The sequence below is a fragment of the Stenotrophomonas sp. SrG genome, from assembly GCF_050031795.1.
Classification (GTDB): Bacteria; Pseudomonadota; Gammaproteobacteria; order Xanthomonadales; family Xanthomonadaceae; genus Stenotrophomonas; species Stenotrophomonas rhizophila_A.
Genome location: NZ_JBNBBE010000003.1, coordinates 166,723 through 184,990, shown reverse-complemented (window position 1 = coordinate 184,990; position 18,268 = coordinate 166,723). Strand labels below are relative to the sequence as shown.

Here is an 18,268-nt window from a genome sequence, read left to right as displayed (position 1 = left end):
GCGCCGCTTCAAACAGGCCCGTTGGCGCTGCCCCCCAACGCCTTGAACAGCGTCACGTCGTTGACCAGCTGTTTCTGCTTCACCGACGCCAGCGAGAGTTCGGCGTCGCGGCGGGTCTGCTGCGCTTCCAGCCAGGTGCGCAGGTCGGTGGCGCCGACCCGGTAACGCACTTCGTACATGCGCTCGATCTGCACCGCTTCGTCATACGACGCCTGCGACGCCGCCACCTGGGTGGCGAACTGGGTGCGCGCCGACAGCGCGTTGTCCACCTCCGACAGCGCCGTGTACAGCGTGCGCCGGAAGGTGTTGGCCGCGATCTGGTAATCGGTACCGGCGATCTTGGTATCCAACTGCGCCTGGCGGAGGTTGAGGAACGGCAGCGACAGCCCCGCACCCAGGGAGGCCACCGGGTTCTTCAGCACATCCGACAGCGTGGTCGCGCCGCTGCTCACCCCGCCGGTCAGGCTCAAGGCCGGGTAGTAGCTGGTGGCGGTCACCTTGATGTTCTTCAGGCTGTTGCGCAGGCGCAGCTCGGCTGCGCGCAGGTCCGGGCGCCGGCCCAGCAGGTCGGCCGGCAGGCCTTCGGCGATGGCCGGGCTGCCGGCGCTGTCCAGCGCCTGCGGTTCGTCGGCCTGTGGCCATGGCTGGCCATCCAGCAGCACGGTCAGCGCATTGCGGCTGGCCACGCGCTGCTGCTCCAGCGCGCTCTGCGCGGCGCGCTGCGCTTCCAATGATTGGGTCGCCTGGCGCACTTCCAGCCGCGATACCGCGCCCGCGTTGAAGCGCGCCTGCACCAGCTCCCGGGTACGCTGCAGGCGTGCCAAGTTCGCTTCGCCGGCCGCGATGGACTGGTTGAGGTACGCCAGGGTCCAGTACTGCGTGGCCACGTCGCCGATCACCAGCAGTGCCGTGTTCTGCAGGTCTTCCTCGCTGGCCTGGGCTTCCCACTGCGCGATGTCGCGCTGGGTGCGCAGGCGGCCCCACAGGTCGATTTCCCACTGCAGCGAGACCCCGGCCGAACTGCTGCGGTTCCAGTCGGCGCCCTGGTCGATCGGGCGATTGCCGCTGCTGCCGACGCTGCCCGACGGCTGCGGCCACAGCGCGTTGTCGCTCAGCCCGGCCTGCAGGCGTGCGCGCTGCACCGCCAGCCCGGCCGAGGCCAGGTCGGTGTTGGCCTGCAGCGCACGCGCGATCACGCGGTCCAGCCGCGGGTCGCCGAAGCCGGTCCACCAAGCGTCGTCGCGCACGTCGGTCCGCAGCGGGGAGGGTGCATTGGAGGTTTCCACAGGCGCGTTGCGCTGCGCATCGCCACGGCCGTACACGGCCGGCACGCTGGGCGGGTCGACCTGGTACTGGCCGGTGCTGACGCAGGCCGACAGCAGCAGGGTGGTGGATAACAGGATGGACGTCTTCATTCGCGCGCCAGCGCCTCCACGGGATCGAGTTGGGCCGCATTGCGTGCCGGAAGGAAGCCGAACGCCACGCCGATCAGACTGGAGCACGCAAACGCGGCCACGATCGAGGCAGTGGAGAACAGCATCCTGAAATCAGGGGCGAAGGTGTCGAACACCCAGCCCACCACCAGCGACAGGCCCACGCCCAGCAGGCCGCCGAGCAGGCAGACCAGCACTGCTTCGATCAGGAACTGCTGGCGGATGTCGCTCTGCCGCGCGCCCACCGCCATGCGTACGCCGATCTCGCGGGTGCGCTCGGTCACCGACACCAGCATGATGTTCATCACCCCGATCCCGCCGACCAGCAGCGCGATGGCGGCGATGGCGCTGATCAGCAGGGTCATCGTGCGGGTGGTCTGCTCGATGGTGTCGCGGATCTCGGCGCTGTTGCTGAGGAAGAAGTCCTCGGTGCCATGGCGCATGACCAGCAGCCTGGAAATGGCGGCCTGCGCCGCATCCATCGGGGTGGCATCGTCCACCCGCACGGTGATGCTGGAGACATGGCTCTGGCCGAGCATGCGCGACATCACCGTGGTGTAGGGCACCCAGATCGACAGGCTGGTACTGCTGCCAAAGCCCATGCTCTGGCGCTGGGCCACGCCGATCACGCGCACCGGCACGTTGCCCAGCAGGATCACCTGGCCGACGGGGTCGGCGCCGTTGGGGAAGAACTGGGTGCGGGTGTTCTCATCGATCACCGCCACCTGCGCCAGCCCCTTCACCGCATCGGCATCGAAGAAACTGCCGGCGCTCAGGGTCACGCCCTTGACCCGGAAGAACTGTTCGCCCACGCCGCTGACCTGTGCGGTGGCCGACTGGTTCCGGTAGCGCGCGGTGACCGACGAAGACACGCTGGGGGTGACGCTGTCGATGTAGCTCTGCCGCGACAACGCGTCGGCATCACTGGCCTTGAGCGTCTGCACTCTTGCCGAGCGCATGTCGCCGAAGCCGCGCCCGGGGTAGACGTCGATGGTGTTGGTGCCCAGCGCGCTGATGTTCTGCAGGATCTGCTGCTGCGAGCCGTTGCCCATCGCCACCACCGATACCACCGAGGCGATGCCGATGATGATGCCGAGCATGGTCAGGAAGGTGCGCAGGCGGTGCGCGTTCATTGCCAGCAGCGCCATCCGGAATGCTTCGGTGAAGCGGTCACGCGCGGCGCGCCAGCTGTGGCCCTTGGTGGCGGCCACGGTCGGCGTGCGTTGCGCACGGTAGCTGGGCGCCTTGGGATTGACGCGGTCGGCGATGATCTCGCCGTCGCGGATCTCGATGATGCGCTGGGCGTGCTCGGCCACCGACATGTCGTGGGTGACGATGATGATGGTGTGGCCTTCGGCATGCAGCTCGCCGAGGATGCCCATCACCTCTTCGCCGGATCTGGTGTCCAGCGCGCCGGTCGGCTCGTCGGCCAGGATCACCTCGCCACCGTTCATCAGCGCCCGCGCGATGGACACGCGCTGCTGCTGGCCACCGGACAGCTGGCCCGGCTTGTGCCGCATGCGGTCGCCCAGGCCCAGCCGCTGCAGCAGCTGTTCGGCGCGCGCGCTGCGCACCGGCGCCGGGCTGCCGGCATACACCGACGGCACTTCCACGTTGCCGCGCGCGTCGAGGTCGCCGAGCAGGTGGTAGCGCTGGAAGATGAAGCCGAAATGTTCGCGGCGCAGTTCGGCCAGTTCGTCCGGCAGCATGCTGCCGGTCTCGCGGCCGGCCACCTGGTAGCTGCCGCGGGTGGGGCGGTCCAGGCAGCCGAGGATGTTCATCAGCGTCGACTTGCCCGAGCCGGACTGGCCGACGATGGCCACCATCTCGCCGGCGGCGATGTCCAGGTTGACGTCGCGCAGTACGGCAATGGTTTCGTCGCCGGCCGGGAATTCGCGGCGCAGGTCACGCAGCCGCAGCAGCGGCGCGCCCGTGGGAGCGGTCTTCATCGACGCGGCCCCATGCCCGGGCCACCCATGCGCATCTGCGCGCCACCGCGGTTGCCGCTGCCGGACGCGGCCGGGGTGGCGCTGCCTTCGCCGACCACGACCTTCTCGCCTTCCTTCAGCCCAGACAGCACCTCCACGCTGGAACCGGTGTTGATGCCGATCCTGACCTTGCGCGGCTGCGGCATGCCATCGGCATCGGCCACGCGCACCACGTATTGGCCATCGCGCGATTTCGGCCCCAGCGCCACCGACGGAATGATCAGCACGCCCTTGGCCTGCTTGAGCAGCACCGACACCTGCGCGGTCATGTCGATGCGCAGCGTGCCGTCCGGGTTCTCCACGTCGAACAGGGCGTTGTAATACACCGCCGTACTGGAGCTGGAACTGGACGAACTGGAACTGCTGGAACTGTCGCTGGCGATCGACGACGGCGCCGGATTGATCTGGCGCAGTGTGGCGTGGTACTTGCGATCCGGGTCGCCCAGCGTGGTGAAGTACACCGGCATGCCGGCCTTGATCTTGACCACGTCCGCTTCGGAGACCTCGGCATTGACCGTCACCAGGTCCAGCCGCGCCAGCATCACGATGGTCGGCGCGGTCTGGTTGGCATTCACGGTGCGGCCTTCTTCGGCCACCACCGCGACCACGGTGCCGTCCATCGGCGCGGTGATGCGGGTGTAGGCGAGGTTGGCATTGGCGGTGCCCAGCTCGGTCTGGCGGCCCTGGATCTGCGCGTCATAGGCCTTGACCTGCGCACGGGCGGTCTTGAGCGCGGCCTCGGCGCTGTCGAACTCCGCACGCGAGGTGGCTTCGGCCGCCAGCATTTCCTGCTGACGCGCGAATTCCAGTTCGGCCTGGCGCAGGGTGGCCTGCTGCACCGCGCGCTGGGCGGTGACCTGGTCCAGCGATGCCTGCGCGTTGAGCACGGCGTTGCGCTGGGTGGTGGCGTCGATCTCGGCGATCAGGTCGCCCTGCCTGACGGTATCGCCCAGCTGCACCTTCAGCGATTTGATCTGGCCCGAGGCCTGCGCACCCACGCTGACCAGCTTGTAGGCATCGATCACGCCGGTGGCTTCCACGGTCTGTTCCAGGTCGCCACGGGTCACCGGGCTGGTGGCCAGGGTGGGGGCGCCCGGCTTGCGCAGGGTCCATGCGACAATGCCGCACACCAGCAGGGCCAGGGCGATCAACAGCAGCACGCGGCCGCGACGGGTGGTAGGCAGGCGGGACTTCACGATGATCGTCAACTCGACAGGCCGGCGTGCGGCGTTGTCAGCATTGTGAAGAGCGCCTGTGGAGGGCTCAACGCACGGCATGTAACAGCACGTAACCACGCCCCGGTCCGACGTGTCCTTCTGTATCGTGTGCATGCCTTGAAACATGCATACGCAAACCAGAGGATGCGGTTCAGCTCCCGACAGGGGATCATCGCCGCATGGAGAACACCACTACGATGCAACGCCTGCTGATCGTCGATGACGACAACGACATCCGCCAGCTGCTGGCCGAACAGCTCGGTCGTGCCGGCTACCAGGTCAGCACCGCCAGCGATGGCCAGGGCATGCGCCAGGTGCTGGAACGCGAGCACGTGGACCTGATCGTGCTCGACCTCAACCTGCCGCGCGAGGATGGCCTGACCCTGTGCCGCGACCTGCGCGCGCGCTCGACCACGCCGGTGATCATGCTCACCGCACGCAGCGAGCCGATCGACCGCGTGCTCGGCCTGGAAATGGGCGCAGACGATTACCTGGGCAAGCCGTTCGAACCGCGCGAGCTGCTCGCGCGCATCCGCAACGTGCTGCGCCGGACCGAAGCGCTGCCGGCCAACCTGGAACCCTTGGCGATCCGCCGCGCGCGCTTCTCGCACTGGATCTTCGACCTGGAGCACCGCCATCTGGTCGACCCGGACGGGCGCGTGGTGGTGCTGTCCGGTGCCGAGTTCCGGCTGCTGCGGGTGTTCGTCGGGCATGCCAACAAGGTGCTCTCGCGTGAGCAGCTGGTATCGCTGAGCAGCGGGCGCAGCTACGAATCGCAGGACCGTGCGATCGACCTGCAGGTCAGCCGGCTGCGCAACAAGCTGGCCGATGACGGTGGCAGCGACGGCCTGATCAAGACCGTGCGCAATGAAGGCTATGTGCTGGCCACGGCGGTCACGCTGGAATGATGCGCCTGCGCCGCTTCTTCGCGTCGATGGTCGGTCGGCTGTTCGTGATCCTGCTGCTGGGCATGAGCGTGGCGGCCGTCGGTGCCACCATGCTGGCCAGTGCCAAGCGGCAGCAGGAATTCGAGCGGCAGAACCTCAACCGCATCGCCGATCGGCTGCAGGGCTTCGTCAACATGCTCGACGGCGACCCGGAACTGCGCGACCGGCTGCTGACGGTGGGCGGGCCGGCGGTGCGCAGCCTGCCCGAAGGGGCGCGGCTGGGGCGCGAGGATGCGGCGTTGATGGGCATCCTCGACGACCGCCCGGGCCCGGTGGCGCATGCCACCGTGCATTTCACCTCGTTCCGTTCGTGCCTGCCCAAGGCGCAGGAACTGTTGCCGCCCCCTCCGCAGCAGCAGCGGCGCCGGCCGCCGCACGAACGCGACCCGGCCTTCATCCCGCCCAAGTGCCGCGCGGTGCAGGTCCCGCTCAGCGACGGCACGGTGCTGTCGCTGGCGCTGGAATCGCCGGCCATCGCCCACAACGGCATCCTCGCGGTGGACCCGCTGTTCCTGACCCTGCTGGTGCTGGCGATTGGCGTGCTGGCCTACGTGGTTGCGCGCATCGCCAGCGCGCCGCTGCAGCGGCTGGCCTCGGCCGCGGCCGAGCTGGGCGACGACCTGCAGCGTGCGCCATTGCCGGTGACCGGGCCGCTGGAAGTACGCCGCGCCGCCGAAGCCTTCAACGCCATGCAGAAGCGCCTGCAGCGCACGCTGGGTGAGCGCACCCAGATGCTGGCGGCCATCACCCATGACCTGCAGACCCCGGTGACCCGCCTGCGGCTGCGGCTGGAAAACGTAACCGACGAAGCCCTGCGCGAGCGCCTGATCGGCGACCTGGGTGCGATGCAGGCGCTGATCCGCGAGGGGCTGGAACTGGCCCGCAGCGCCGAGAGCGCCGAGCCACGCGCCGCGCTGGACCTGGATTCGCTGCTGGAAAGCCTTGTCGAGGACGCGGTCGAGGCCGGCGCCGACGCCCGCTTCGAGCAGGGCAGTGGCGCGGTGCTGATGCTGCGCCCGCTGGCCATGCACCGGTTGTTCTCCAACCTGATGGACAACGCGCTGGGCTACGGCGGCACGGCCCGGGTGCGGGTCGAGCAGAGCGCGGACGGGGTGCGCGTACGGGTGCGCGACAGCGGTCCGGGCCTGGCCGAGGACGACCTGGAAACCGTGTTCGACCCGTTCGTGCGCCTGGAAACCTCGCGCTCGCGGGCGACGGGCGGGGCCGGGCTGGGGCTGACCATCGCCCGCGCGCTGGCCGAGAAGGACGGTGCCACCCTGCACCTGCGCAACCATCCGCAGGGCGGGCTGGAGGCCATCGTGCACTGGCCGGCGCCACCGCGCCCGCCGGCACCCCGCGCCGGCTGATCGCACAGGAGGCAAACGGGCGCGGTTTTGCCTACTATGGGCAACCCCCGCCCGTATTCGCCGCATGAGTGCGCCCGATCTGGCTGGTTTCCACCCCGGCGCCGCGCTGTCCGCGCCGTGCCCTTCCCGCGCCCCTGGCGGATCCTGACGGATGAGCCAAGGGGGAGGCGGGAACCGGTGGCGGCCGGTACATGCAGTAGTGACCGTGCAGCGCCTGTGCCTGGCGCTGGTGTTGCTGTGCCTGGTGTTCGGGGTGCCGGCCACATCGGCCGCGCAGGATGGCCCCCCGCCGCTGCGCGACTACGCCATCGATGTCTGGACCTCGCGCAACGGCCTGCCGCACAACTCGCTGCGTGACATCGCGCAGACGCCGGAGGGCCACCTGTGGTTCGCCACCTGGGAAGGGCTGGTGCGCTACAACGGGCTGGACTTCACCGTGTTCGACCGCAGCACCCGGCCGGGCCTGCGCGACAACGGGGTGGGCGCGCTGTTCGTCGACCGCGAGGGCGGGCTGTGGATCAGCGATTCGCGCGGCAACGTCACCCGGCGCAGCGCCGACGGCCGCTGGCAGGTGTTCGCACACCAGCCGCCGGCCCCGCAGGTGCTGATCCAGGCCATGCAGATGGACAGCCATGGCCGGCTCTGGCTGCTGTATGAGGGCAATGGCATCGGCAGCCTGACCCGCGACGGCCACTTCGACTACCAGAAGCCGCCGGCCGACGTGCCGATGGCCATGAGCTTCACCAAGCTGGTGGTGGATGCGCAGGACCGGGTCTGGGTGGGCACGCTGGACGGCCTGGTGGTGCGCGGCACCGACGGCGTGCTGCGCCGCGCACCGGAGAGCTACGGCCTCGGCCACGGCCTGGTGTGGCCGTACCGCGCACCCGACGGCGTGCTGTGGATCGTGGCTGGCGAGCGCATCTACCGCATGCTCGATGGCATGCCGCAGTTGCAGCACCGCCTGGCCCCGGGCATGCACATCACCTCGATGCTGCAGGACCGCCACGGCGACCTGTGGCTTGGGACCGAAAACCAGGGGCTGCTGCGCCTGTCGCGGCACGGAGTGGAGCGCCTGCCGGCCGGGCTTTCACTGCCCGGGGGCAGGGTGGTGAGCCTGCGCGAAGACGCCGAAGGCAGCATCTGGGTCGGTGCCAACGGCGGCCTGTACCGGTTGCGCGAAACGCTGTTCAGCAGTTTCACCGAGCGTGACGGGCTCAGCGGCGATTACGTGCGCACCGTGCTGGAAGACCGTGACCGCCAGCTGTGGGTGGGCAGTGCCAGTGGCCTGGACCGGCGCGACGCACAGGGCGTGTTCCATCCGGTGCCGCTGCGCAACCGCGGCGGCAAGACACCGTCCGTGCTGAGCCTGGCCCAGGACCATGCAGGCGGGTTATGGGTGGGGACCTTTGGCGACGGCATCCTGCACCTGGACGGGCAGGGCCGCATGCTGCGCAGCTACGGTGCCGACGACGGCCTGCTCGGCGGCAACATCCGAGCGATGAGCGTGGATCGCGAAGGCGCTGTATGGGCCGGTACCCAGAAGGGCGTCGCCCGTCTCGATGCCAACGGGGTAACCGTGCCGACCGTGCCGGGCATGCCCACCGGCCTGGTCACCGCGCTGGCCCACGATGCCGAAGGCGACCTGTGGGTGGGCACCATCGAAGGCATCAGCGTGCTGCGCGGCGATCATGTGCAACGCATCGACCTGACTCCGCTGGGCGGCGGTCGCAGTGTGTTCGGTTTCCAGCAGATCGGCGATGCGATGTGGATCAGCAGCGACCGCGGCCTGTACCGCTACCAGGACGGCACCCTGTCACGGGTGGGGCTGGAGCAGGGCATGCCGGTCGATACCGTGTTCCAGCTGGTACCGGACCGGGTCGGCAACGTCTGGATCAGCAGCAACCGTGGCGTGCTGCGCACCGACATGGCCATGCTCAACGACGTGGCCGACGGGCGCACGCGGCGGATCGAGGTCGAGCATTACAACGAAATCGACGGCATGGCCAATTCGCAGGCCAACGGCAGCTCCGGCCCCTCGGCGATCCTGCGCCAGGACGGCACGTTCTGGGTTGTTACCGCCGGCGGCCTCAGCACGGTGGACCCGCTGCGCCTGCAGCGCTTCCGCGAACGGCTGGCGCCGCCGGCGGCGATCGAGACGGTGCTGGTCGATGGCGTGCCGCTGCACTGGCAGGGCGCCAACCACAACACGCTGCCCGGTGGTCGCCGGCTCAGCATCAGCTACGTGGGCCTGAGCTATCTCATGTCCGAACGCATCCGCTACCGCACCCGGCTGGAAGGCCTGGACAGCGCGTGGATCGAACGCGGCCAGCAGCGCAGCGTGGAGTTCATCGGCCTGCCGCCGGGCGATTACACCCTGCACGTGTCCGCGGCCCACCCGGGCGGCGCCTGGGGCGACAGCGAGGCGGTGTGGTCGTTCACGGTGGAACCGTTCCTGTGGCAGCGGCGCAGCGTGCAGTTCGTCTGTGGCCTGCTGCTGCTGGCCGGGCTGGTGGCGTTGTACCGCTACCTGATCAAGCGTTACAAGGCCAGCAACGTACGCCTGGCACGCAAGGTCGATGCCGCCACCCGCGACCTCAAGGCGCAGACCGCCAGCCTGCAGGCGTTGAACGAAGAGAAGACCCAGCTGGCCGCGCGTTTGGCAGTGCAGGCCGAACAGTTCGAGCGGCAGGCGCGCGAGGATGCGCTGACCGGGCTGCCCAACCGCCGCGCGTTCGACGAAGCGCTGGCGCGCGACTTCGCCCGCTCGCAACGCAGCGGCCACCCGCTGTGCCTGGTGGTGCTGGACATCGACCACTTCAAGGAAGTGAACGACCAGCACAGCCACAGCGTGGGCGACGTGGTGCTGACCGAAGTGGCGCGGGTGATCGCGTCGGCCTGCCGTGATTCGGACATGCCCGCGCGCACCGGCGGTGAGGAATTCACGCTGCTGCTCAACGACACCCGCCTGGCCGAAGCGGCACAGGTCTGCGCGCGCCTGCGCGGGCTCTTCCATGACCATCCGGACTGGGCCGGCGTACCGGGCCTGCAGGTGACCTTCAGCGCCGGGCTGGTCGAACTGGAGGCCGGGGACCGCACCCCGATGCTGCTCTACCAGCGCGCCGACCGCGCGCTGTACCGTGCCAAGAGCGAAGGCCGCGACCGCACCGCGATCGGCTGATCAGGGGCGCGGCCAGGCGTTGGCGATCTTGCAGAACAGCTTGGCGGTCTGCTCGGTGTCATACACCGCGCTATGCGCTTCTTCCGCATCCCACCCAAGACCGGCAGCCGTGGCCGCCCGTGCCAGCACGGTCTGGCCATAGGCGATGCCGGCCATGGTCACCGTGTCGAACACGCTGAAGGGGTGGAACGGGTTGCGCTTGTGCCCGACCCGGTTCACCGCCGCATTGATGAAGCCCAGGTCGAAGTGCGCGTTGTGGCCGACCAGGATGGCGCGCTGGCAGCCGTACTTCTTCACCGCCGCGCGCACCGGCGCGAAGATGTGGTCCAGCGCGTCCTTTTCCGCCTTGGCCAGCCGGAACGGATGGTCGAGGATGATGCCGGTGATCTCCAGCGACTTCGGGTCGATGTCCAGCCCTTCGGCCGGCACCACGTGGGCGCTGGCGGTCTGCCCGGGAAAGAGCAGGCCGTTGTCGTCCATTTCGATCGGCACCGCGGCGATCTCCAGCAGCGCATGGCGCTGGCTGTCGAAGCCGCCGGTTTCCACATCCACCACCACCGGCAGGAAGCCACGGAAGCGGGTCGCCATCATGCGCTGGGCGGCAGAGGGCATGTCTTCAGCGGCCACCGGCGCGCCGGTGGTCTGGGTGGGGTCTTGAGTCATGCAGCGAGTTTAGCAGAGCGGCCTGACCGTCCCATGGCGGCGGTGCCAGACCGCCACGCCAAGCAAGGCGGTGCCAACTGTGGCCAACACCAGGGCCGGACCCGGCAGCAGCCACCCCAGCGGCCAGGCGGCGGCCAGCGCCAATCCGCCCCAGGCCAGCGCGTCGGCCCGGCCGCGCGGATCCCGGAGCAGCCAGCCATCCACGCTCGGCCGCCCGGCGCCCTGCAACAGCAGCGGCAGCAGCATGGCGATGAACAACAGCGGCAGCTTGAAGTTGCCCTGGCCCTGGTCGCTGATCGCATAGCCCTGCGCCAGCGTGGCCAGCGACTCCCACTGCGCAGGCCAATGGACGGCGGCGGTTGCCACGACCGTGAGCCCGATCAGCAGCGCGGCGGTGGCCCGGGTGGCCACGCCCAGCAGCAGGCAGATGCCGCCGATGAGTTCGATCCACGTCGCCGCCTGCCAATTGAACTCGGCCGGCAACCAGCGCAGTGGCAATGGAAAGTGCGATTGCACGTTGTCGAACCAGTTCACCCCTCGCCATTTCTCCAGCCCGGATTCCAGATATTCCCAGGCCAGCAGCACGCGCAGTCCCAGTGGCGCAAGCCAGGCGCCGAGTCCATCAAGACGGGGGCGCAGGGTGGAAGCAAGGCAGCGGGGGAAATGCATGGGGACAGCCCGGTAAGTGGAGGTCCCTTGAAGAGGGCCGGCGCGCGATGAACGATGCGGGCGCCGGCGGCATCGTTCAGCCGTGGGTTGGGGACCGGGCAGGACCGATCACGCCGGTCGCGAGCAACTGCGCCAACAGGGCACGTCCGGCCGGTTCCAGCCCGGCCGGGTCCAGTCCATTCGCCTCGGCCAGCTGCGCAAGGTGCGCGGCGCCGCTGCGGTGTCCGGGGGCCTCCATCTGGATCAGCAGCTGCCACGCCAACGGGCTGAGCTGCGAAAACACGATGCGGCCATCGGCCAGCCGGCGTGCCAGCAGGAAGGTCGGTTCGGGCGGCGGGTCCACCGGCTGGAAGGCTGCCCCGATCTGCTGCACCGGCCACTGGTACGCCAAAGGCCATGCCAACGGGGAACGCTGCAGCAGGCAGCGCCAGGCATCGATATCCGGACGAGGCGGTTCGAGCGGTAGCGCATCCTGCGACTGCAAGGCCAGTTCCACCCATTCGTAATGCGCCAGCTCGGCCAGGAACGGACGCGGCAGCGTGTCCTGCCGCTGCAGCCACTGCACGAACTCGGCAGCGACCTCGGTGAACAACGGCGAGGCGCAGCGGTGCTCGATGAAGTAGCGCCGGCACAGCGCCTGCCATTCCGCGCCGTCCAGCATCTGCAGCAGTACCGGGAAACTGCTGCCCAGCAGCGCCTGCAGGTTGTTGAACAGCAGATCGCGGTAGATCTGCAGCCGCCGCGGCTCCAGGTCGGGAGGCGACGGTTCATGCGCCGGATCGCGCAGGTGGCGGGTCAGGGCGAACTGCTGGTCACGCAACAGGTCGCTCATGCCGCCGCATCCTGGATGCGGCGCATCTGCCGCAGCTCCGCCTGCAGTTCGGCATACGGCGGCAGGTTGAAGTCGCGTTCGAGCAGGCCAGGGCGCGGGCCGAACCGGGCGCAGGCATGTTCCAGCAGCGCCCACACCGGCCCTACCACGGGGCTGCCATGGGTGTCGATCTTCAGGTCATCGGCTTCATCGAAGTGCCCGGCCACATGCAGGCAGACGATGCGTTCGGCAGGCAGGCCATCGATGTACGCGACGGGGTCGAAGCCATGGTTGATGGCGTTGACGTAGACATTGTTGACGTCCAGCAGCAGGTCGCAGTCCGCTTCCTGCAGCACCGCCGTGGTGAATGCCAGTTCGCCCATCGCCGCATGCGGGGTGAGGTAGGTGGATACATTCTCCACTGCGATGCGCCGGCCCAGCCGGTCCTGCACCTGTGCGATGCGGGCCGCGGTGTGGCGGATGGCCTCGTCGGTGAACGGCAGCGGCAGCAGGTCATACAGGTGGCCGTCGTCGCTGCAGTAGCTCAGGTGTTCGCTGTAGAGGCGCACACCGTGTGCGTCCAGGAAACGCCCGACCTGGTCGATGAACGCCACGTCCAGCGGCGCGCTGCCGCCCAGCGACAGTGACAGTCCATGGCAGGTCAGGGGATGGCGCGCGCTGAGCCCGCGCAGGCGCTCGCCCATCACGCCGCCCAGCCCGATCCAGTTCTCCGGCGCGCACTCGAGGAAATCGAAATCGCCCGGCGGTGCCTGTTCCAGGTCATCGAGCAGGGCGCGGCGCAGCCCCAGTCCCACCGCCGTTGCAGGCAACGGCAGTGGGCGTGCAGGGCTCACGCGGGTGCGCGGATCAGTGCCCGGCACCGCACTTGCCTTCGCCGCACTTGCCTTCGGCGGTCTTCTTGGCGGCAGGCGCTGGCTTGGCCTTGGTCTTGTCGGCGCCACACTTGCCTTCGCCACACTTGCCCTCTGCGGGCTTCTTGTCGGCAGCATGCGAGGTGGCCTTGTCGGCACCGCACTTGCCTTCGCCGCATTTGCCTTCGGCCGTCTTGGAATCGGCTTTGGGCGCGGCCTGGGCAGCCAGGGCGTAGCCCTGGGCCAGGTCGGTCATCGACAGGGCCGAGGCGGTCCCGGCCAGGCCGAGGCCGCCGGCAAGCGCGGCACAGGCCAGCAGGGAAGCGTGTTTGGTGGAGAGGGTCATGCGCAAAGCTCCTTGTAATGCCCTTTCATGGGCAGGGGTGTTGCCGGGGAAGCATGCCGGATTGCCGGCACGCGGGGAACATCAGGCCAGGTACTCGCGGGCCATGACGCGGGCGCGGTGCAGCCGGGCCTTGATGGTTTCGGGGGTAGTGGCCAACCGTGCGGCCAGTTCGGCGATCGACAACCCCTCCAGGTCGCGCAGCAGGATCACTTCGCGGTAATGGGCGGGCAGCGATTCGAGCGCAGCGGCGCAATCGCGGCGCAGGTCCAGGTTGTCGCGCTGGGCCGGCGGCAGGATCTCCTCGCGCAGTTCTTCGTGCCGCCACTGGCAGCGCGCACGCTTGAGCCGGTTGCACTCGCGCTTGACGATGCGGAACGCCCACGAGGTGAAACACTCGACCAGGCGCAGGTCGCACAACCGTCGTGAAACGGTGATCAGGCTTTCCTGCACCGCATCCTCGACATCATTGATGACGCAGTGGTACTCGGCATAGCGGCGCAGGTGCTGGCGTGAATGTCGCAGGACGCGGTCCAGCGCGGCGCGGTCGCCGCGATGGGCGGCGGCAAGTTCGTGCGGGCAGAGGCGGTGCATGCGGTCGGCGGATCCTGTTCAACGTGGCACAGGATAAGAGCGTGCGCGGGGCCGCAAGGATGCGCGGGTCGCCGGTCTGAGACAGCGGGGATTCAGTACCAATGGTGCGTTCGCGACATTACCGGATGTTCGCGACACTCCGGGACGGCGATGACCCGGCCGCAAACGCAGACGCGCCGGGAGGACCCGGCGCGTCGCGTGGACTGGGCTGTCGCCAGTGAATCAACGGCCGTTGAGCACCACGTCGGCGATCAGGCCGGTGGCGACCGCGATCAGCACGTAGCGGTCATCTACCTTGCGCCACTGCTGGCCGCGCTTGGGCGCATGCAGGCCGTGGCGCTTGTAGTCGCTTACGTACGCGCCACGATGATCCTTGTCCAGGTGGCCGCCACGGCGCGGCGGATCGTGGCGGTCGTGCCCGCGCGACGGGCCATGGTTGCGGTCATCGCGCTGGTCATGGCGATCGCGGTTGTCGCGGTCGTCATGGTGGGGTGGGGCGGCGAAGGCGGAACCGGTCGCGGCAAGCAGGGTCAGCGACAGCGTAGCGGTGAGGAAACGTTTCATGGTGCAGGCCCTCTGGAGCGGTGGGGTGGAACGCAGGTCCAGAGTGGAATTTTTCAGCTGAATAGGCAATTAAAAAAGGCCGATACGCAGTATCGGCCTGTATCGGCGTGTAACACGCCCCGGCGCGTGCTTACAGGCGCTCGGTACTGGTCTCGTCGCGCTTCTCGCGCGGCGGCAGCGCCTGCTCGCCGTGCACCAGGAACCACACGTTCTCGGCGATGTTGGTGGCGTGGTCGCCCACGCGTTCCAGGTTCTTGGCCATGAACAGCAGGTGGGTGCACGGGGTGATGTTGCGCGGGTCTTCCATCATGTAGGTCAGCAGCTCGCGGAACAGCGCGGTGTACTGCGCGTCCAGCCGGGCATCGTCCTCGCGCAGCGCCAGCGCGGCGGCGGCGTCGTTGTCGCGGTAGGCCTCGATGGCACGCCGCACCTGCTGGGCGGCCAGCCGGCCCAGCGACCGCAGGCCCTGGATCTGCGGCAGCGGCGGCACTTTGCTCAGCGCGATCGAGCGCTTGGCGACGTTGGCCGCATAGTCGCCGATCCGCTCGATGTCGGCCGGGATGCGCAGGCCGGCCAGGATCTCGCGCAGGTCGCGCGCCATCGGGCCGCGCAGCGCCAGGCGCATCACGTCATGGCTGATCTGCTGCTCCAGGCTGTCGATCGCCTCATCGTTGGCGATGATGCGCTGGGCAGCGTTGTCGTCGCGGCGCTCGATCACGTCCAGCGCCGCTTCCAGCTGCGCTACGGACATTTCGCCCATGCGCACGATTTCGGCCACCAGCCGCTGCTGTTCTTCGTCGTAGCTCTTGACGATGTGGTCGTTCGGAATGTTCATTGTGATGTGCTCGATTGTCTGGTTGGTGGCATCGTCGCGCAAACGGCCTGGCTCAGCCGAACCGCCCGGTGATGTAATCCTCGGTCTGCTGCTTGTTCGGCTGCGAGAAGATCACTTCGGTGCGGTCGTGTTCGATCAGGTCGCCCAGGTACATGAAGGCGGTGTAGTCGGACACGCGCGCGGCCTGCTGCATGTTGTGGGTCACGATCACGATGGTGTAGTCGTGCTTGAGCTCTTCCACCAGCTGCTCGATGCGGCTGGTGGAGATCGGGTCCAGCGCCGAGGTTGGCTCGTCGAGCAGCAGCACGTCCGGGCGAAGGGCCACGGCACGGGCGATGCACAGGCGCTGCTGCTGGCCACCGGACAGGCCCAGCGCGCTCTGGCCGAGCTTGTCCTTCACTTCGTCCCACAGCGCACCTTGGCGCAGCGCATGTTCGACGCGGTCGTTCATGTCCGCCTTGGACAGCTTTTCGTGGTGGCGGATGCCGTAGGCGACGTTCTCGAAGATGGTCATCGGGAACGGCACCGGCTTCTGGAACACCATGCCGACCTTGCTGCGCAGGCGGTTCATCGGGTACTTGGGCGAGAGGATGTTCTCACCATCCAGCAGCACTTCGCCGCGCGCTTCCAGCTTCGGGTACAACGCGTAGATGCGGTTGAAGATGCGCAGCAGGGTGGACTTGCCGCAGCCGGATGGACCGATCAGCGCGGTGACGCGCTTCTCGGGCACTTCCAGGCTGATGTTCTTCAGTGCATGGAACTTGTCGTAGTAGAAATCCAGGCCACGGGCGGCCAGCTTGATCGGCGCCGGGTTGCCCAGCGATTCATGCGAGGCCGGCACCGCGATGCGCTGCATCGGCACGGCATTGGTGAGGTCGTTCATGGCGGTGTCCGCGGAAAGGTCAGTCATGGGAGATACGGTTGCGCAGCAGGATGCCGCGTGCCGAAAGGCTTACCAGCAGCACGAACAGGGTCAGCACCAGGGCGCCTGCCCAGGCCAGCGTCTGCCAGGATTCGTACGGGCTGCCGGCGAACTGGTTCATCACCACCGGCACGCTCGCCATCGGCTGGAACACGTTGCTGTTCCAGTACTGGTTGCCGAAGGCGGTGAACAGCAGCGGCGCGGTTTCGCCGGAGATGCGTGCCAGGGCGAGCAGGATGCCGGTGACGATGCCGGCGGCGGCGCTGCGGTACAGCACCTGCACGGTGACCTTCCACTGCGGGATGCCCAGCGAGAGGGCCGCTTCGCGCATCTGCGAGGGCACCAGGCGCAGCATTTCATCGGTGGTGCGTACCACCACCGGCAGCACGATGAAGGACAGCGACAGCGCGCCGGCGAAGGCCGAGAACTGGCCACCGGTCTGCATCACGTACAGGGTGTAGACGAAAAGGCCCAGCACGATGGACGGTGCCGACAGCAGGATGTCGTTGACGAAACGCACCACCGTGCCGGCCTTGCGGAAGTTGCCGTACTCGGCCAGCCAGGTGCCGGCCAGCACGCCCAGCGGTGTGCCGATGGCGATCGCCAGCGCGCACATCACCGCGCTGCCGAAGAAGGCATTGGCCAGGCCGCCTTCCTGCATGGGCGGCGGCGTCATCTTGGTGAACAGGTCCAGGTTGATCCCGGCCAGTCCCTTGGAGGCCAGGGTGAACAGGATCCAGCCCAGGAAGAACAGGCCGAACAGCGCGGTCAGGCAGGACAGCAGCAGCGCGACGATGTTGACGATGCGGCGGCGCAGGTACAGCGGCTGCGGGTTGTTGGCGACGGCGGTGCTCATCAGTTGCCCTCCTTGCGGGACAGGCGCATCAGCATCAGGCGGGCGATTGCCAGCACCACGAACGTTACGATGAACAGCACGAAGCCGAGCAGCAGCAGCGCCGAGCGGTAGGTCTCGGTGGCCTCGCCGAAGTCATTGGCGATCAGCGCGGCGATGGTGGTGCCCGGTTCCAGCAGCGAGGGCGACAGGCGTACGCTGTTGCCGATCACGAAGGCCACGGCCATGGTTTCACCCAGCGCACGGCCCAGGCCGAGGAAGATGCCGCCGATCACGGCCGAGCGCGTGTAGGGAAGCACGATGTCCCAGCTTACTTCCCACTTGGTGGAGCCCAGCGCGTAGGCCGATTCCTTCAGGCGGGTCGGCACGGTCAGGAACACTTCGCGCATTACCGAGGAGATGAACGGTATGACCATGATCGCCAGCACGAAGCCGGCGGTCAGCACGCCGATGCCCAGCGGCGGGCCCTGGAACAGTGGGCCGATGATCGGCCATTCGCCCAGGGTTTCATTGAGGGTGGGGGTGACGTACTCGGTCATCACCGGGACCAGCACGAACAGGCCCCACATGCCGTAGATGATCGAGGGGATGCCGGCCAGCAGTTCGATGGCGGTACCGACCGGGCCGCGCATCCAGCGCGGGGCCACTTCGGTGAGGAAGAAGGCGATGCCGAAGCTCACCGGCACCGCGATCAGCATTGCGATCAGGGCGGTGACCAGGGTGCCGTAGATCGGTGCCAGCGCACCGAACTTGTTCTCCACCGGATTCCAGTCGGAGGAATAGAAGAAGCTCAGGCCCTGCTCCTGCAGGGCATGGCGGCCGCCCCACAGCATCGAGAGCGCGGCGCAGGCCAGGGCGACCAGGACCAGGACGACGGTGGCGATCAGCACCCACCGGAACAGTTTGTCATTGCGGGCGTCACGCAGGTCGCGGGTGGACGGTGCGGGAACAGGCTGGGCGATGGCATTCATGGGTAAGGCTGGGGCCCGTTAGGTAGGGGGCAGGCCCGCGA

General features: G+C 68.3%; 17 protein-coding genes. 3 read left to right on the top strand and 14 right to left on the bottom strand.

The features are described 5' to 3' along the window. Positions 1-8 precede the first annotated feature (8 nt). From ACQG3P_RS04430 to ACQG3P_RS04420, 3 genes are read right to left on the bottom strand one after another with little or no spacing between them, the layout of a single operon-like run. Positions 9-1,415, bottom strand: a complete 1,407-nt coding sequence (locus ACQG3P_RS04430; RefSeq protein ID WP_426804319.1) for a TolC family protein — start codon at positions 1,413-1,415, stop codon at positions 9-11. Continuing rightward, positions 1,412-3,382: a MacB family efflux pump subunit gene (locus ACQG3P_RS04425; protein ID WP_307107199.1), complete on the bottom strand. Its 1,971-nt coding sequence runs from the start codon at positions 3,380-3,382 to the stop codon at positions 1,412-1,414. Before ACQG3P_RS04425 ends, ACQG3P_RS04430 begins: the two co-directional genes overlap by 4 nt. Further along, positions 3,379-4,617: an efflux RND transporter periplasmic adaptor subunit gene (locus ACQG3P_RS04420; RefSeq protein WP_256947721.1), complete on the bottom strand. Its 1,239-nt coding sequence runs from the start codon at positions 4,615-4,617 to the stop codon at positions 3,379-3,381. Before ACQG3P_RS04420 ends, ACQG3P_RS04425 begins: the two co-directional genes overlap by 4 nt. Positions 4,618-4,835: 218 nt before the next feature. On the opposite strand from ACQG3P_RS04420, the gene ACQG3P_RS04415 reads away from it, so the two are divergent. From ACQG3P_RS04415 to ACQG3P_RS04405, 3 genes are all read left to right on the top strand, one after another. After that, positions 4,836-5,546, top strand: coding sequence for a response regulator (locus tag ACQG3P_RS04415; RefSeq protein WP_095363782.1), 711 nt, complete (start codon positions 4,836-4,838; stop codon positions 5,544-5,546). After that, complete coding sequence (locus ACQG3P_RS04410) at positions 5,543-6,952, top strand: ATP-binding protein (protein ID WP_426804318.1); 1,410 nt, start codon at positions 5,543-5,545, stop codon at positions 6,950-6,952. Before ACQG3P_RS04415 ends, ACQG3P_RS04410 begins: the two co-directional genes overlap by 4 nt. Before the next feature lie 220 nt (positions 6,953-7,172). After that, positions 7,173-10,130, top strand: coding sequence for a two-component regulator propeller domain-containing protein (locus ACQG3P_RS04405; protein ID WP_426804356.1), 2,958 nt, complete (start codon positions 7,173-7,175; stop codon positions 10,128-10,130). Here the strand turns inward: ACQG3P_RS04405 and rnt are convergent, their stop codons facing one another. The 11 genes from rnt to pstC all read right to left on the bottom strand — a co-directional run bounded on the left by rnt (position 10,131) and on the right by pstC (position 18,227). After that, positions 10,131-10,718, bottom strand: coding sequence for a ribonuclease T (gene rnt, locus ACQG3P_RS04400; RefSeq protein ID WP_068854601.1), 588 nt, complete (start codon positions 10,716-10,718; stop codon positions 10,131-10,133). A gap of 84 nt (positions 10,719-10,802) precedes the next feature. Continuing rightward, on the bottom strand, positions 10,803-11,462 hold the full coding sequence (locus ACQG3P_RS04395; protein WP_426804317.1) for a DoxX family protein: 660 nt from the start codon (positions 11,460-11,462) through the stop codon (positions 10,803-10,805). Between the two features lie 76 nt (positions 11,463-11,538). Then, entirely contained in the window at positions 11,539-12,294 is a 756-nt protein-coding gene (locus tag ACQG3P_RS04390) for an HvfC family RiPP maturation protein (protein WP_184124246.1), read from the bottom strand. Next, complete coding sequence (locus ACQG3P_RS04385) at positions 12,291-13,154, bottom strand: DUF692 domain-containing protein (protein WP_426804316.1); 864 nt, start codon at positions 13,152-13,154, stop codon at positions 12,291-12,293. Before ACQG3P_RS04385 ends, ACQG3P_RS04390 begins: the two co-directional genes overlap by 4 nt. Further along, positions 13,141-13,491, bottom strand: a complete 351-nt coding sequence (locus ACQG3P_RS04380; RefSeq protein WP_068850577.1) for an HvfA family oxazolone/thioamide-modified RiPP metallophore — start codon at positions 13,489-13,491, stop codon at positions 13,141-13,143. The genes ACQG3P_RS04385 and ACQG3P_RS04380 overlap by 14 nt, the downstream gene beginning before the upstream one ends. A gap of 81 nt (positions 13,492-13,572) precedes the next feature. Further along, positions 13,573-14,082 carry an RNA polymerase sigma factor gene (locus ACQG3P_RS04375; protein ID WP_068850579.1) on the bottom strand — a complete coding sequence of 170 codons (510 nt, stop codon included), beginning with the start codon at positions 14,080-14,082 and terminating at the stop codon, positions 13,573-13,575. Between the two features lie 222 nt (positions 14,083-14,304). After that, positions 14,305-14,646, bottom strand: a complete 342-nt coding sequence (locus ACQG3P_RS04370) for an RcnB family protein (RefSeq protein WP_426804315.1) — start codon at positions 14,644-14,646, stop codon at positions 14,305-14,307. Between the two features lie 130 nt (positions 14,647-14,776). Next, a complete protein-coding gene (gene phoU, locus ACQG3P_RS04365) occupies positions 14,777-15,481 on the bottom strand; it encodes a phosphate signaling complex protein PhoU (RefSeq protein ID WP_068854604.1) in 705 nt (234 codons plus the stop codon). Between the two features lie 52 nt (positions 15,482-15,533). After that, positions 15,534-16,364, bottom strand: a complete 831-nt coding sequence (gene pstB / locus ACQG3P_RS04360; protein WP_068854606.1) for a phosphate ABC transporter ATP-binding protein PstB — start codon at positions 16,362-16,364, stop codon at positions 15,534-15,536. Positions 16,365-16,383: 19 nt separating this feature from the next. Further along, positions 16,384-17,259, bottom strand: coding sequence for a phosphate ABC transporter permease PstA (gene pstA / locus ACQG3P_RS04355; protein WP_068850583.1), 876 nt, complete (start codon positions 17,257-17,259; stop codon positions 16,384-16,386). Next, positions 17,259-18,227 (bottom strand): phosphate ABC transporter permease subunit PstC, encoded by a 969-nt coding sequence (gene pstC, locus ACQG3P_RS04350; protein ID WP_068850586.1) that lies wholly within the window; start codon positions 18,225-18,227, stop codon positions 17,259-17,261. The genes pstA and pstC overlap by 1 nt, the downstream gene beginning before the upstream one ends. Between the last annotated feature and the right edge of the window lie 41 nt (positions 18,228-18,268).